17 protein-coding genes are annotated in these 15,896 nt (G+C 42.8%); 10 read left to right on the forward strand and 7 right to left on the reverse strand.

All coding sequences use genetic code 11. The annotated features are described in order from the left end of the window. Positions 1 to 7: 7 nt before the first annotated feature. On the reverse strand, positions 8 to 1,720 hold the full coding sequence (locus AB4298_RS14045) for a formate--tetrahydrofolate ligase (RefSeq protein ID WP_248999058.1): 1,713 nt from the start codon (positions 1,718 to 1,720) through the stop codon (positions 8 to 10). A 141-nt stretch (positions 1,721 to 1,861) separates the two neighbouring features. Between AB4298_RS14045 and AB4298_RS14050 the strand changes: the two genes are divergently transcribed. Next, the gene (locus AB4298_RS14050) at positions 1,862 to 2,752 is read left to right on the forward strand and encodes an aldo/keto reductase (protein WP_371987196.1); all 891 of its coding nucleotides are present in this window, start codon (positions 1,862 to 1,864) and stop codon (positions 2,750 to 2,752) included. Between the two features lie 85 nt (positions 2,753 to 2,837). On the opposite strand, the gene AB4298_RS14055 is transcribed toward AB4298_RS14050, so the two are convergent. Both AB4298_RS14055 and AB4298_RS14060 read right to left on the reverse strand, forming a co-directional pair. Continuing rightward, positions 2,838 to 3,671, reverse strand: coding sequence for a MaoC family dehydratase (locus AB4298_RS14055; RefSeq protein ID WP_371987203.1), 834 nt, complete (start codon positions 3,669 to 3,671; stop codon positions 2,838 to 2,840). Between the two features lie 142 nt (positions 3,672 to 3,813). Then, positions 3,814 to 4,698 (reverse strand): TraB/GumN family protein, encoded by an 885-nt coding sequence (locus AB4298_RS14060; RefSeq protein ID WP_248999055.1) that lies wholly within the window; start codon positions 4,696 to 4,698, stop codon positions 3,814 to 3,816. Positions 4,699 to 4,743: 45 nt separating this feature from the next. On the opposite strand from AB4298_RS14060, the gene AB4298_RS14065 reads away from it, so the two are divergent. Together AB4298_RS14065 and AB4298_RS14070 are read left to right on the forward strand one after the other, a co-directional pair. Next, the gene (locus AB4298_RS14065) at positions 4,744 to 5,055 is read left to right on the forward strand and encodes a prephenate dehydrogenase (protein ID WP_248999054.1); all 312 of its coding nucleotides are present in this window, start codon (positions 4,744 to 4,746) and stop codon (positions 5,053 to 5,055) included. 368 nt (positions 5,056 to 5,423) lie between these two features. After that, positions 5,424 to 7,166 (forward strand): bifunctional diguanylate cyclase/phosphodiesterase, encoded by a 1,743-nt coding sequence (locus tag AB4298_RS14070; RefSeq protein ID WP_248999053.1) that lies wholly within the window; start codon positions 5,424 to 5,426, stop codon positions 7,164 to 7,166. A gap of 10 nt (positions 7,167 to 7,176) precedes the next feature. Here AB4298_RS14070 and AB4298_RS14075 read toward each other — a convergent pair whose 3' ends face one another. Further along, a complete protein-coding gene (locus tag AB4298_RS14075; protein WP_371987197.1) occupies positions 7,177 to 7,701 on the reverse strand; it encodes a DUF3016 domain-containing protein in 525 nt (174 codons plus the stop codon). A 272-nt stretch (positions 7,702 to 7,973) separates the two neighbouring features. Here AB4298_RS14075 and AB4298_RS14080 point away from each other — a divergent pair, with 272 nt between their 5' ends. Further along, positions 7,974 to 8,279: a hypothetical protein gene (locus tag AB4298_RS14080; protein WP_371987198.1), complete on the forward strand. Its 306-nt coding sequence runs from the start codon at positions 7,974 to 7,976 to the stop codon at positions 8,277 to 8,279. Positions 8,280 to 8,599: 320 nt separating this feature from the next. Beyond that, positions 8,600 to 8,908 (forward strand): hypothetical protein, encoded by a 309-nt coding sequence (locus tag AB4298_RS14085; protein ID WP_248999050.1) that lies wholly within the window; start codon positions 8,600 to 8,602, stop codon positions 8,906 to 8,908. A gap of 78 nt (positions 8,909 to 8,986) precedes the next feature. Here the strand turns inward: AB4298_RS14085 and AB4298_RS14090 are convergent, their stop codons facing one another. After that, a complete protein-coding gene (locus tag AB4298_RS14090; RefSeq protein WP_248999049.1) occupies positions 8,987 to 9,496 on the reverse strand; it encodes a DUF4240 domain-containing protein in 510 nt (169 codons plus the stop codon). 171 nt (positions 9,497 to 9,667) lie between these two features. On the opposite strand from AB4298_RS14090, the gene AB4298_RS14095 reads away from it, so the two are divergent. From AB4298_RS14095 to AB4298_RS14115, 5 genes are all read left to right on the forward strand, one after another. Beyond that, positions 9,668 to 10,069, forward strand: coding sequence for a hypothetical protein (locus AB4298_RS14095; RefSeq protein ID WP_248999048.1), 402 nt, complete (start codon positions 9,668 to 9,670; stop codon positions 10,067 to 10,069). Between the two features lie 108 nt (positions 10,070 to 10,177). Further along, positions 10,178 to 10,975 carry a response regulator gene (locus tag AB4298_RS14100; RefSeq protein WP_248999047.1) on the forward strand — a complete coding sequence of 266 codons (798 nt, stop codon included), beginning with the start codon at positions 10,178 to 10,180 and terminating at the stop codon, positions 10,973 to 10,975. Positions 10,976 to 11,111: 136 nt separating this feature from the next. Then, positions 11,112 to 11,384, forward strand: a complete 273-nt coding sequence (hbs, locus tag AB4298_RS14105) for a non-specific DNA-binding protein Hbs (RefSeq protein WP_012156924.1) — start codon at positions 11,112 to 11,114, stop codon at positions 11,382 to 11,384. Between the two features lie 229 nt (positions 11,385 to 11,613). Next, entirely contained in the window at positions 11,614 to 12,306 is a 693-nt protein-coding gene (locus AB4298_RS14110; RefSeq protein WP_371987199.1) for a TorF family putative porin, read from the forward strand. Between the two features lie 328 nt (positions 12,307 to 12,634). Then, complete coding sequence (locus AB4298_RS14115; RefSeq protein ID WP_220778764.1) at positions 12,635 to 12,814, forward strand: PA3496 family putative envelope integrity protein; 180 nt, start codon at positions 12,635 to 12,637, stop codon at positions 12,812 to 12,814. Between the two features lie 113 nt (positions 12,815 to 12,927). Here the strand turns inward: AB4298_RS14115 and AB4298_RS14120 are convergent, their stop codons facing one another. Then, positions 12,928 to 14,304: an alanine/glycine:cation symporter family protein gene (locus tag AB4298_RS14120; protein ID WP_220778772.1), complete on the reverse strand. Its 1,377-nt coding sequence runs from the start codon at positions 14,302 to 14,304 to the stop codon at positions 12,928 to 12,930. Positions 14,305 to 14,612: 308 nt separating this feature from the next. Then, entirely contained in the window at positions 14,613 to 15,836 is a 1,224-nt protein-coding gene (gene arsJ / locus AB4298_RS14125; protein WP_371987200.1) for an organoarsenical effux MFS transporter ArsJ, read from the reverse strand. Positions 15,837 to 15,896: the final 60 nt, after the last annotated feature.

The following is a 15,896-nucleotide window of genomic DNA, read 5'->3' on the forward strand; positions in this document are numbered from 1 at the left end:
ATCCTAGCTAAGCTAGGCCAACAATATCGCCGTTATCGTTAATATCAATGTTTAAATAACCAGGCTTAATTCCCAATCCCGGCATAGTCATCACCTGCCCGACTAAAGCAGTAACAAAACCCGCACCAGCGTTTAATCTTAGCTCGGTGATCGGTAATTCAAAGTCTGTAGGGATCCCTTTAATATCAGGATCATGACTAATCGACATCGGGGTTTTAGCAACACAAATTGGTAGAGCACTATAGTTATGCTCAGTTAACCAAGCTAGCTGTGACTTAGCTTTATCAGACAATGTCACACCTGATGCACCATAACCGACTTCGGCTAATGTCATAAGCTTAGCTTCTAAGCTCGACTCATTGTTATAAAGCAATTTAAAGTCAGATGCGGTTTCGGTAGCTCGGTAAACCAAATCAGCCAGCTTAGCAGCACCTTCAGCACCTTTAGCAAACGCTTCACTGACTTCACAGCCAAACGCCTTTGTTTGCCCTATACGCTGAGTTAGCCACTCAAGTTCGGCATCGGTATCTGTTGGGAAGCGGTTAATCGCCACAACAACAGGTGCGCCATACTGGCTGACATTGTTAATATGCCACTCTAAATTCGCAAAACCAGCCTCTAGTCTTGCACTATCTGCTTGGTTAATGTCATTTGTAGACTCAATGCCGCTATTGGCTTTTAGCGCCTTTAACGTTACAACCACAACTGCCGCACTAGGAGAATAACCCGATTCTCTAACTTTGATATTACTGAACTTCTCAAAGCCCATATCAGAGCCAAACCCAGCTTCTGTTACCACGACATCAGCCAATTTGGCAGCGATGGTATCGGCAATTATTGACGAGTTACCATGAGCAATGTTGGCAAAAGGCCCTGCATGAATAAAGCACGGGTCACCAGAGAGAGTTTGCATTAGCGTCGGTTCGATCGCATCAGCCATAATCACAGTCATCGCGCCTGCGACACCTAGATCTTCAGCGGTGATCGGCTCACCTTGTGTATTAAGTGCCAATACTAAACGGCCGATACGTAATCGTAGATCGTGAAGATCTCGACTTAACGCCAAGATCGCCATCAATTCTGATGCTGCAGTAATATCAAAACCGGAATCATGAACCGGCCCATTAAACGCGCCATAGCCGACTTTAATTTCTCTAAGACTGCGCTCATTATGATCAACTACACGACGCCAAAGAATATTATTAGCGTCGATATTTAACGCTGCTAAGCCAGACTCTTGGGTGAAAGTCTCGGCACCTAAACGATGCTCATGGAACAAACGAGCATCAATTGCAGCAGCTGCCAAGTTATGAGCACTGCTCACGGCATGAATGTCACCAGTGAGGTGTAAATTAAGTTCTTCCATTGGTACTACTTGAGCAAAACCACCACCAGCAGCGCCCCCTTTAGTACCAAAAACCGGACCAAGACTCGGCTGACGAATACAAGCACATGCTTTAACACCGTTATAGTTTAACGCCTGTGTTAAACCGATAGTGGTTACTGTTTTACCCTCACCAAAAGGAGTTGGTGTTACCGCCGTAACAATCACTAGCTTGGCATTTTTTTTATCGGCAAGCCGCTTAGCCACATTTAGCGATACTTTGGCTTTATTAGCGCCATGTAAAGAGAGTTCGTCAGGCTTTAAGCCTAACTCGGTAGCAATTTGGACTATGGGTAAACAAGCATGTTGGCGCGAAATTTCAATATCTGACAGCATTCGAATGGTTCCACGTTCTGTTTTTATGTAGGGTAGGCTTTTCGGGGGCAATATAGTTGATCTCCCTCATAGGTTAAATAGTCAGCTAACGCTATTTTAGCGTTTTGGAATCTACGTCAACAAAGTCAGTAAGGAAACACCATGCAACAAAGCATAATGCCGCTATCGGATTTTATCGCGGGCTTTTGGCGAACCGCCGATTGGGACATGAATCCCCAGCAACGCTTAGCATTGATCCAAGGTTATTTAGAGCTTGGGGTTTACACTATGGATCATGCCGATATTTATGGTGGCTACCAATGTGAAAGCTTATTCGGTGAAGCCTTGGCATTAGCTCCTGCGCTGCGCGATAAAATACAGATAGTCAGTAAGTGTGGCATCTGTTTAGCCACAGATAACAATCCCAATGTTTACCTTAATCACTACAACACCACTACAGAACATATTGTCGCGAGCGCTGAAACATCGCTTAAAAGGCTAAAGACTGATTACCTAGACTTATTGCTTATTCACCGACCTGATCCTCTTATAGATGCTGATGCCGTTGCTGCCGCTTTTAACCAGTTGCAACAAGATGGCAAGGTACGACACTTTGGTGTATCTAACTTTACACCACAGCAATTTGATCTGCTGCAGTCACGAGTCGATCAAAAATTAGTTTGTAACCAAGTGGAAATATCGCCGAGTAATATGAGTGCACTGCATGACGGTACGCTCGATCATTGCCAGCAACATCAACTAGCACCAATGGCTTGGTCATGTTTAGGTGGTGGTAATATATTTACAGCCAAGGATCCACAATCACTTAGACTGCGCGCAACCTTAGCTACAATAGCCGATGAAATTGGCGCCGAGAATATAAGCCAAGTCATTTATGCTTGGGTTCGTGCCTTACCAAGTAAGCCTCACCCTATTATTGGGAGTGGTAATATTGAACGCATCATCTCAGCGGTGAAAGCACGTGAGCTTAGCTTAACTCGTCAACAGTGGTTTAGTATTTGGCAAGCATCGACAGGTCACGGTGTCCCTTAAAATTACAGTTAACACTTACTGCTAAATTTAGATCAAAAAAGGCGCTAATAGCGCCTTTCCTTAACTCATTTGACCCTAAGCCACTTTAAAGATAAGTGATCTCGCCACTCAAATGTGGTCGTCGACCTTTTTGATCTCTCAGCTCAAACACGGTTTTATCTTCAAGTTGGTCAGCAGCAAAGGTCACATTGCTTGGCATAAATAATGGCAGTTTAAAAGCAACATCAATTTTACATGGTTTGTCGCTAATGCTCGGCATTAGCTGTGCAATACAGCGTCCTTTCGACCACATGCCATGAGCAAGTACACGATCAAAGCCAAAGCGCTTCGACATCACTGGATGTAAATGGATCAGGTTATAGTCACCAGAAGCCTTAGCATAACGGCGCCCCAAATCTTCAGCTAAGCTCCAACTTACAGGCTCTTCCCATGCCATATCAGTGCCTTTAGGTGGGCGCACTCGCTTAGTTTTACCTTCGATACGGTAAAGATAAGTCGATAACGACTCCCACACTAACTCACCTTCAACATAAGCTTTAGAAACAAGTTCAAATTCCAGGCCAGAGTCTGTCATACGGCTAGTGGTTAACGCACATTGAATATCGAACTTCTCATCCACTTGGCAACTACGGTACATGGTGATGCTGTTCTTTAAATGGATCATTCCTAGCAATGGGAATGTAATTGCCTCATGGGTAAAAATCACCGCGTGCAACCTAAACGCCATTACATATAAGTAAGTTGGCGGAAGAGTTTTGCCATCAAACTCAAAGCCACACACTTTAGCGTACTGAGTCACTTTATCAGCCGTTAGCGTCACATTCGGGCTGGTGATCTTAATCATTGGCAGCGGCTGTTCATCCCAGCCAGGCTTACGCCCAAAAAATATTTTGCGATAAAGCGTAAATAGTGACGGCAACGCCTTTAAATCGATACTGTATTCTTTATTCAAACCAATAAGACCCTTCAAAATAACACGGGAAACAAAAATTAAGCGGCGTATTATACATCAAAACCCGCAAACCCGATAATCGCACTATCACAAGATGACCTTTTAACCTCTATAGGCAAGACTGCTTCCAGCAATTTTTAGCTTTTATTCCAAAAGGTTGCAAATAATATTGCACACTCTTTTGTCCCACTAAATGGCCTGCGCCAACGACCACAAATAGAGGCTTAGCCGTAGAGGATGATTGCATTAAATCGATAATCCCTTGAGCCATGGTTTCATTACGCCCCCACAGCATCTTCTCAACCATTTGCGTTTCGCCATTACGCAACATCTCACCTTCCATTAAATCGGCAAGCTCTGCTTCATTGCCGCTGCGCCACGCCGTTATTAACTTCAGCATATCTGAATCTGGTGCTTCAATAGCTTCAGTTACCATTTGCCATTGAGTCTTAGTATCAAAAGACGCCAATAGTTTAAATTGAAACTCGGTGCTTTCTAGTTCGTACACTGGCTTAGAGCCTGCTTGGCTAACCAGTACAGCGTCAATACCATATTCTCCGCTGTAGCCTAGAGCAGCGTACCGCCCAACACTGAGCTGCATCGACTGCAACCAAGGCGCATAATTCTCTAATGCAGCGCACTGTCGTTGTTTATCTTGGCAATAAGCTGTCATGACATTTTTAGTTTGCTGATCCATTGCGAGTTTGCCCGTACCATACTTGGCAAGTAACTCAGCCACGTTAGCACCTCTTACGTCAGCTTCAACAACCAAACCTGCCGATTGCGTAAAAGCACGCTCAATAGGTTTAGGCAATGGATAAAAGCTGGCATCCCCAACATGAATTGAACCTAGCAAATATGCGGTTTGTCCTAGGTAATCTATTTGATAAAAAGGAGGTTTATCGTTTGGCGCAGCACTCACCGCCATAGAAATTGAAATTAAGCTTAACCAAACTAAACTGAATAAACGCCTAACGGCACTTGTTGCTATCATCCTCGCCCCTTATAATTCAGCAAAATTTCTATTTGAGAGGCTGTTATGCCACACACACAGGTTATTGAGCAACTAAAAGCCAGTTTGCAAACCGCCTACCGCCAAGCTATTGATGCAGACACTAGACTCGACGAGCTTAAAAAAGCTGGTCACGTGAAATTTGATACTATTTTTCAAGAGTCTGAAGGCTTTACCACGAAGAGCAATCGCTTCACGCCATACGTGCAAGAGCTTGCTATTGATATGGAAAGCTTTACTCAAGATCCAGAGTCACTTGCTGCTGCATTAGAAAGTTATATTCCTAAGCTTGGTTTATTACTGCAAACCATGCAGGCATTTAAATCTAACGCTAAGTAATACCAATTCAGTACAAAGATATAGTCCTCAGCGAGAGTTTAGCAGCTTTGAAACAAGGCAAAGAGCATAACTGAACTAAGGTTAAGCTCGTTAACACGGCGTCATAGTCGCTAAAACTCGCCAGTCGGCGTGTTTTTAGCTACCGACTTCAATCGTTGAAGACGCTTTTCAAAGGGATAACCATTCTTTCAGCTATTCCGCTTGAATTTAGTTTGTAAAAATCCCTCTGAGCAAACCAACGTTTTGTAATGAACGATATTATATTCTATATATCAATCCGTTATATGTGTAACGGATTGATATCTGTCATCTAACTGTCACACCTGTGTCATAGAATTTTCGGCCTCACTCATATTTGGTTGGAAATAATGCCCGCTATCAATCTTGCTCTTGAACTCGACAAAATCATCGATAAGGAAAGAATTAAAGCGGTTTTCCAGCCCATTTGTAATATCTCAACTCATCAAATTCATGGCTTTGAAGCACTCAGCCGTGGCCCTGAGCATAGTCCACTGTTTTCACCTGTTCCATTATTTAAGACAGCCGCTTATGAAGGACGTTTATCTGAACTAGAAAACTTGTGTCGACGGATCTCGATTCAACAGTTCAAAAATACCCAATTACCCGGCAAATTATTCTTAAATATTTCACCTAAAGCATTACTAGAACCTAATCATGCCAAGGGGCTGACCCTAAGCTTAGTGCAAGAACTGGGATTACAACCATCTCAAGTGGTCATTGAACTATCTGAACAATATCCAGCTGATGACATTGACCTATTAAAATCATGTTTAAATCACTACCGAAGCCAAGGCTTCTTAACGGCTATTGATGACTTGGGTGCAGGATATTCAGGCTTACGTTTATGGTCTGAGCTCGCTCCAGATTATGTAAAAATCGACCGCCATTTTATAGAATCAATTGATACTTCATCGGTAAAGCAGGAATTTGTTCGCTCAATCATTGCTCTATGCCAAAACCTAAGCTGCAAAGTCATTGCTGAAGGGATAGAAACACAGGCTGAATTGGCGGTTCTTAAGCAATTAGGCATTATCTATTGCCAAGGTTTTTTACTGGGTCGACCAAAAACCTCTCCTGACCGACATATTCCTTTTAGCCCTATCCTTGACCCCGTTAGCCCTAGAGTTCGCTTTGCCGAGTCAGCAGAAAGCCTATGCACTAAAGCCATAACTTGCCAATTTGATAGCAAGCTTAAGTTGATAGGAGACATATTTAATCAGCATCCTAATCTACAGGCCATTGTAGTGATGCGTAATGATGCAGTGATAGGTATGGTATTAAGAAGCCAAGTAATTGAATTATTTAGCACACCCTATGGCCGCGCTCTTCATGAGCACAGAGCGGTAAATGAAGTCATCACTGCTGAACTTATTCGCATTGAAGCCGATATGCCTATTTCACAAGTGAGCCTGCGACTCACCGATGATTCAACCGACCTTGTCGTGCAGCAATTTATTATCTTAAAACATGGTCAACTATTAGGCATTGGCCACACCAAAGATCTATTGGCAAAAATTACCGAACAAAAGATTGCGGTCGCACGCCACGCAAATCCCTTAACTGGGCTAGCAGGAAATATTCCGATTCAAGAAGAACTACAACGATTACGGCTACAAAAAAAGCCCTTTTACCTCGCCTATTTCGATTTGTCGCACTTTAAACCTTATAACGATATTTACGGGTTCTGCCGTGGCGATGAAGTGATAATGGAAGTTTCTCGTTTACTGCAACGTCAGCAAAGTAGTGACAACTTTATTGGTCATGTTGGCGGAGATGATTTTGTCATCATCAGTACCAGCACGGAAATAACCCAGCAAGCAGAGCAAGTGATTGCCGATTTTGAAACCAATAAATCACTGTTCTATTCGAAAAAACATTGGCAAGAGAAACAAATGCTAGCGGAAGATAGGAAGGGAGTGCATTGTTATCATGAGCTTATCTCTCTCAGCGCCGGCATATTGCCGCCAGAAATCACCATAAATTGTAATGAGCACCAATTATCACTCTACAGTGCCAAAGCAAAAAAACAGGCTAAGCAAGCGTCAAACTCACTTAGCCTGTTTCAGCTAGAGACTAGTCATGTGGCCTAAATCGCAGCACTTATAGCTTTGGTGCAACCGTCTTTTTAAGCCAAGATGTCAGCAATGCGTTTTCATAGCGATATGGTTTATCATTCATTTTATTAATTGAATACATAAAGCCCATATCAGTCAGCTTTTCATCTCCTGCCATTATCACCTTATCGCCTTCAAGCACTTTATAGCTGAAGGTAATACGTGGCGGATAAATATCTTTTACTACTCGTAAATCATTTGGCGTAGCACCAAATGTAGGCCTAACATCGCCAGCCAAATCTAAGTCTGTCACCACCAACTCAAGTTTCTGCTCAGGTTCAAGAATACGACTGGCTTCTTTATTTAAGTTTTTAGTTATTTGGTCAAAAGTGCGCTTTTCAAAGCGAGACTGGATATCACTGGCGGCTCGAATATCACGAAAACTACTGGGATCTTGCCACTCAACTTTAACAACACCGCTTTCGGTAACAGGGTTTTCAACTACGTCATCAGCTGCCCAAACAGCGCTAGATGCGAATATGCTCGCAACTAAAATATGTTTTATTTTCATCAGTGCCTCCACCGCTTAACATCACCGTCATTAACTCATTAAACTGTACAATACTAAACCTGTATCATTGCTTAATTTAAAGTTTGTTTCGACAAGTTATACCGTTAAATAATCAATAAATCCTAATATAAGTAGACCATACAATAGCCGAACTAGTTGCATCAAATTGCATCAATATTCTATCTAGATCTCGTACTCAGCTTTAGATTTGCTTTCTCAAACTCAGGCTTTAAGCTAAAACAATAGTCCTATTGTCGTTAAAGTTACCTATCATGCAAAAGTTCAGTCCTGTTCTGTTTGTCAGCCTACTCTTTGTCGGTCTCGCCGCTGCAATTTATAGTATTCAACAGTCAGAGACCTCTTCAGGGCCAGAGACTTGGTCAGCATTTATCTATAAAAATGGTTATAACTCTGGCAAGTATGAGATGAAGCATGACTTTACTGATTACCCCAGTTGCAAAACGTACGCACAACAAGAGTCAGCTAAGTTTGATGGTGTAACCTGGGAATGTGGCCTGAACTGTCGATTCGACTCTATGCGCCAAGGTTTTCATTGCGAAACCATGGTCAACGATTGATAGTTCATTACAGCCAATGACTAAAGCCTCTGTAAGCCCATAGATATTAAACGCTCATGCCAAACTATTCTGGTTGATCACATAAGTTAACCGCTAGCGTTAATCTAATGCTTCACAAGCTAGATTCAAGCTAACCTCTAACCCCACCCCGCCCTGTCGATTTTTTGTTCAGCTTTGATACAAGTTGTATCCGTTAATATAGCCTCCAAGTTAACAAGCACCAGATTGAAGTGTGCATTAGCCTACTCAACAAGCGTTAAAGAGTCCGCTAATAGCCAACACATCAAAAATGTCATTGATTTAATTGTTTGGAGTTTACTATGCACAATTCAACTATTACCCGCATTCCATTTTCAGGTCGAATGGCTATTGTGGCGCTACTTGTAAGTACTTTTGTTTTTATCGGCCAAGCCAATGCTGAAGAATTTACAGCTAAAGAAAAAGCGGCGATTGCGGAACACCACGAAATTATAGATAGGCAGCTTACTAAATCTGAACAATCTATTGAGTCAGACCTGCAGTCAGAGTTTGATCAACAAATAGAAGAATCTGAGCAAGAATTTATGCAACTTGCGTGTACAGCACACGGCTTAGAGTTTGATGAAACTACCGAGGTGTGCTTTGAATAAAGCCAATATCAACAACCGTAAAGATACAAAAACGAGGCTAATGCCTCGTTTTTATTCGCTCTTGTCTAACGCTTTATTTTAGAAAGGGAAAGCTGCACTGAGTAGCGGATATGTCGCTTTTAGCTGCTTCTTCTTATGAGAAAACTTTTTGCCTGCAGGTGTAGCCTGACCAGAAGGCACATAAGGTAACTCATCGTCTCCACGCTCTTCATATAGCTGGCCAGCGATTAAATCGTACTCATCAAGAAACGGATACGCATAACCATCTTTTTCAGGCCAAAGCTCAAGCTTGCCTAGCTCATCAGGTGATTCGACGACTTTATCGTACCAGTCTTGACCTAATGAAATTAAGAAACAGCGAAACTCTGCAAAGGCGTATTCCGAATCACAACCAGTGACTATATAAGCCGCGCCCCAAACAGACCAAGAGTATGTTCGACGCATCTGCTGCCCAAATATTTTATCAAAATCGCGCAACTCTTCATTGCTTAACGGACTTAGCTTTTGCTTTAAAGCTTCAGCAAGTTCAGTTTGATCTTGTTGTGGGGATGTTCGGGTTACTAATTCCCAAAACTCAGACTCTGTCATCGGATCCTCTAATCGTACGGTTTTATTGGCGCTATTCTAACGTATTAGTCAGCTCTATAGCTAAACAATATCGATTAGTCAGTTTAAGCACTTAATACTGATGTAGACGTAACTACTGGTTTTTTTTACACTCCACATCACACTTTTATATAAAGCGGCGTTAAGTACCTCATGAGCAAACCACATCCACTGTTAGCTATCTTTATGTTTATTTATGCTTTGCTAGCAGTTGCCGCGCTTTGGCGCACATTTACCATGCAGACCTTCGATCTACTCACCTTAGGTGTCTTTCCGGTTCTTTATGGGTTAATCACTCGTCAATTTTGGGCTGCCGTGGTACTAAAAATCTACTTAGCAATCCAAACGGTGGCACTGTTAGCACTAGCAACGGCTGCCGTTATCGCCTATCAAATCACTCCTGAGGATGTAAAAGTGATTTATCAAGGCCGTAATATCCCTATTAGTGGCATTGTCGTTACCGCGGTTATTGTAATGAGCTTTCAATATTGGATCGCCTTTAGTCACAAGACTCGAGAATACTTAAACAGCAAAACCACTAGTAACATTAACTAGATAGCCTCTATTTATCTCACCACTAGAGTCCGTGCCGCTAACTTGATAAGCAGCACGGCTTAACGTACCGTAGCGCCATAACAAAACTTATAAAGCGGTAATATATTTATGAGCCATTTACAGCCCAGCGAATTGTCCATCCTATTGGTAGAGCCCTCAGATACGCAACGAAAGATTATTTGCCAACGCTTAGAGCAAGAAGGTGTAAAGCTTATTCAGACAGCGACAAACCTTGCAGAAGCCATGCAAATAATTAATCGCCACCAACCAGACTTAGTTGCTAGCGCCATGCATTATGCCGACGGCACTGCTTTAGAGTTGCTGCAGCAAATCAAGTCATCAGCTCACTTCAGCGATATCCAATTTATGCTAGTTTCAAGCGAATGCCGCCGTGAGCAGCTGGAACAATTTAGACAATCAGGTGTAGTAGCTATTTTACCGAAGCCTTTTAGCGCAGAACATTTGGGGAAAGCGCTCAATGCCACCATTGATCTGCTAACCCACGATGAGTTGGATCTAACCCACTTTGATGTGCAAGATCTACGAGTCTTAGTGGTTGATGACAGCAAGATGGCGCGTAATATTATTAAGCGCACCATTACTAATTTGGGACTACGCATGATCACCGAGGCACAGGACGGCCAGCAAGCGATTGAGCTCATGCAACAACAGATGTTCGACTTAGTGATCACAGACTACAACATGCCCAGTGTTGATGGCTTAGCCCTGACTCAGTTTATCCGTAACGATAGTCAACAATCGCATATTCCGATTTTAATGGTGTCATCAGAAGCCAATGAAACTCATTTGAGCAATGTCTCACAAGCGGGCGTCAATGCGCTATGCGACAAGCCGTTTGAGCCAAATGTGGTGAAACAGATCCTTTATCAGCTGTTAGAAGAGTAAAAAATTGAGAAATCGCCCCTATTTTTGACTTTAATGCCCATTTCATAGGGTTAAAGCGCTTTTCAAATGCAAAAGCTTGTGGCATGTTACATAACGCTACTAACAATTAAATCTACGGAAAGAAGAGACTATTCAAATGAATAAGACTGAACTTGTTGCAAAAATGGCTGAATCTGCAGAACTGACTAAAGCTGAAGCCGCGCGTGCATTAAAATCTTTTGAAGAAACTGTTGCAGAAGCAATGAAGAATGGAGACAAGATCTCTATCGTTGGTTTTGGTTCTTTTGAAACTACACAACGCGCAGCCCGTACAGGTCGTAACCCACAGACTGGTAAAGAAATCCAGATCCCTGCGGCTACAGTACCTAAGTTTAAAGCAGGTAAGACGCTTAAAGATAGCGTTAACTAAATCACTGTTTCTACAGTTGATAACTAAACCTCCCATACGGAGGTTTTTTTATATCTGTTAATTCTGCCCTATCTCGGTGCTCATTGCCCTAGTTTGAATCAATTCACTTTCCCCTCAAGCTCAATAACATTGTAAGCAACTGTTTTAATTAAAAGTTATTTTTGGCTCAGAGTTTGCTACTTAATTAGTCACTATAAAAAGCAGTAAATATTGCAATAAGGGGAATGAGATGAACAAGCAACTAATCAGTACCACAGCTATTTTACTTACATCAATGTTAGCAGGTACCGCCCATGCTGCAGTTGAAGCCAATATAGGCGTGACCTCAAACTACCTATGGCGCGGCGTGACCCAAACGGATGATGCGGCCGCAGTACAAGGTGGTATCGACTACAGTCACGAGTCAGGCTTTTATGCGGGTACTTGGGCTTCTAATGTCGATTTTAGTGACAATACGAGTTACGAGCTTGATGTCTACGCGGGTTTTGCTGGCAGCTTTGGCGATAGCTTTGAGTATGATCTCTATTATCTTTACTACGCCTATCCAGATGCTGACGGCAGTATCGATTTAGGCGAAGTCACAGCAGCTCTTAGCTGGAAGTGGATTGCAGTCAGTTACTCACACTTAGTCAATGCCGGGAGTGATGTCGCCAGCGAGCCACTCGATAATAAAGATATGAGTTATTTGCAAACCACACTAACTTACCCTATCTCTGATACGCTTTCTGTTAGTGCCCATTATGGCTATTCTAGCGGTGATGTAGTGACAGCTTGGTATGGTCGCGATGATTATGCTGATTACTCCTTGTCACTCAGTAAAGATACCGATTTGGGCAGCGTATCTTTCACCGTCAGTGACACAGATCTGAAAAATGATGATGCCAAGATTTTACTCGGCTACAGCTATAGTTTTTCATTATAAGTTCCTAAAAAATTGGCTATTTGTCCTATGAATCAGGATAAATAGCCAAACCCTTCCCACACGTTTTTTTGTTGCATAGTTTCACTAAATTACTAAAAAACATCATAAACAATAAAAAATGAACGATAAATGTAATTTTGTTACATAGATCGCATATTTATAAATCACTTCCTGCTAAATTCCAAATTAAGCGCTCCCTAATAGGCTTAATTAAGTAAGTCACCGGGCGCAGACATTGTTTAGTTATTAACCGATGGTATCAAAGTATTTCCTTTTAACGCTAAGTAAGCGATTCGGAACATGGATACCTAGCTAAGAGGAATTCGTGATGGCTCAGACTTTTGATTTGGTGCCCAACGATGTAGAAATGGAGGCGTATACAGCGCCTAAAACTCAGCAAGCTGCTGACGAGTTAGCACACAAGAAAGCCGTTAAAAAACGTCTTGAAGCATACCTTGAACAAGCGCAATTGAAGCGTGATTTAAGCGAAGATGACTTCTGGGCATAACCCAAAGTACGTGCTAGCAAATATTTGACAAGCATCAGCTTACTCAGATAAATAAAAAAAGCTCCTGACATCATATGCAGGAGCTTTTTTAGTTTTATAAACAGCAAGCGAACTTAACTCTTTTGCGTCTTCGCATCGGCCTCACGCTTGTTTAAGAAGTATTCTCGGGTCAACGCAAACACCACTGGGCTTAATAGTGCTAAGGCAATTAAGTTTGGAATAGCCATCATGGCATTCAGCGTATCAGCCAGTAACCAAATAAACTCAAGTGAGCTCACCGCACCGAGTGGCACCACTAAGGTCCAAATCACTCTAAAAGGCTTAATCGCCTTAACCCCAAACAAGAACTGCACACACTTTTCACAGTAAAAGCTCCAGCCCAGAATCGTCGTAAACGCAAATACCGTCAGCGCTATTGCCACTACATAATTACCTAACGGGAAGGCATGTGAAAAAGCAAACGAAGTTAATGCCGCACCATTTTCTCCCGAAGTCCATGCACCAGAGACGATAATCGCTAGGCCTGTAATGCTACAAACGATTAAGGTATCAATAAAAGTACCTAGCATCGCCACTAGACCTTGAGCCACAGGGTTATTGGTCTGCGCTGCAGCATGTGCAATTGGCGCACTACCAAGACCTGCTTCGTTAGAGAACACACCACGTGCAACACCAAAACGAATTGCCGCCCAAACCGCTGCGCCAGCAAAACCGCCTTGCGCCGCAACAGGGTTAAATGCGCTATGCAAAATCAACTCAATTGCTGCTGGAATTTCTGCAGCGTAAACGACTAATACAGCAATACCCGCAGCAATATAAAATACCGTCATCATAGGGACTAGTTTACCGGCCACATCAGCAATACGCTTAATACCGCCCATAAGCACAGCACCAACCAGCACCATTAACACTACACCTGTAACCCAGTTGGGCACGCCAAAATTACTGCTAAGCGCATCAGCAACAGAGTTAGCCTGCACGGTATTACCAATACCAAAACCTGCCAAAGAGCCAAATAGCGCAAATGCGGTCCCGAGCCAAGCCCACTTAGAACCAAGACCATTTTTAATGTAATACATTGGTCCACCAACGTGGTTACCATTGTCATCAACTTCACGGTACTTAACTGCAAGTACTGCCTCGGCGAACTTAGTCGCCATGCCCACCAACGCAGTACACCACATCCAAAACAGTGCACCAGGACCACCAATAAAAATCGCCGTAGCAACACCAGCAATATTACCGGTACCAATAGTGGCAGACAGTGATGTCATTAAGGCATTAAAAGGGCTAATTTCCCCTTTCATGTTTTTATCTTTATCAGGGATCCTGCCAGACCATAGTAATTTAAAGCCGGTGCCCAATTTCACAATTGGCATTAAACGTAATCCGACAGTGAGAAATAAGCCCACTCCCAAGATCATAACCAACATAGGTGTTCCCCAAACCACCCCATTGATCATGCTTACAAAATTCGTAATAGCTTCCATTCAAACCTCGTCGATACAGATAATTTTTCGTTATTATTTATATTTATACTTATATTTATAATCATGTATTTAGGGCTTTTTGATCTGTCATTGGCTTGCAAGATCAAAAGGTCCTATCTAAGTCAGCGGTTAGCTCATCGAGCTAAAAACACTCAAACTTAGCAAACAGAGTACAACGAATTGTTAACCTTTGGAAAGGCTAGAAAACAAACTAAAGTAGGCAGATGAAAAGTTGTCATGGCGTTTGTAGCGCCATGACAATTATGACAGCAGGCTTTCAGCAAAGTTAATTTTGCTGCGTGCGCAACTTAGCGAACAGGGTGGCGCGGAAGTTTAAAAGAAATGATAAAGGTCAGAAATAACATGCCCGCCGATATAAACAAACAAGCCGCGAGTCCCGCTTGTTGATATACCCAACCTGACAGTATGGTACCAATTAATCGGCCCATGGCATTCGCCATATAGTAAAAGCCAATATCTAATGACACACCATCATCACCAGCGTAGCTCACGATTAAGTAGCTATGCAGCGAGGAGTTAATGGCAAACACCGCGCCAAATACCATTAGCCCGACAATCAAGGCAACCTCTGGTGCAACCCACCCCGTAAACATGACTAACGCTAACGCCGCAGTAACAGCGGTAAGCACACCAACCCAGAGTGTCGCAACCTTGCCGTCTGGAGCACTTTTACGCGAGGTTATCTTTGGCGCCACTGATTGCACTATGCCGTAAGCGATAACCCATAGCGCTAAAAATGCGCCAACACAGCTATGCTCCCAGCCAAGCTGGCTAGCTAAAAATACTGGCAAAGCAATCACAAACCAAACATCTCTGGCTGCAAATAAGAATAATCGCGCCGCCGAAAGGATATTCACTTTCTGGCTTTTAGAAAATATCTCAGTGAATTTTGGCTTAGATTTAGCTTTGCCTAAATCGGCTTTTAAACTAAAAATACTGCAGATCCACACCAACAACAAAGCCGCGGCCATAATTGCAACCGCACCAGTAAAACCTGCAATTGATAGTAATAGCCCTCCTAAGAAAAAGCCCGCACCTTTTAAGGCATTTTTAGAGCCGGTAAGCATGGCCACCCAGCGATAAAGCTTATCTTCAGCATCTTTAGGTACTAAGGTTTTAATCGCACTTTTGGCACTCATTTTATTAAGATCTTTAGCGATCCCTGATAGTGCCTGCGCCGCCATCACCCAAGGGACGGTAAGTATCGCGCTTGGTAGCAACAGCATCGAAAGCGCAAGGATCTGTAATCCTAGGCCTATGTTCATGGTTCGGTTAAGGCCTAGTCGTGCTCCAAGCCAGCCGCCGACTAAATTAGTGATCACGCCAAAGATCTCATAGAACAAAAACAACATGGCAATGGCTAACGGTTGATAACCTAAGTCGTAAAAGTGCAGCACTACCAACATGCGCAGCGCGCCGTCAGTAAGAGTGAATGCCCAGTAGTTCCCAGTAACGATTAAATACTGCTTAATACTCTGAGGCAATGAACGAAGTTTTGTTAGCACGATCAAACCACCTAAACCAATTACTTACGATTTTAAAATTAGAGCGTTTAGAGCAATGCCCCCTCA

The sequence above is a fragment of the Shewanella sp. 10N.261.52.F9 genome (genome assembly GCF_041471165.1).
GTDB lineage: Bacteria > Pseudomonadota > Gammaproteobacteria > Enterobacterales > Shewanellaceae > Shewanella > Shewanella marinintestina.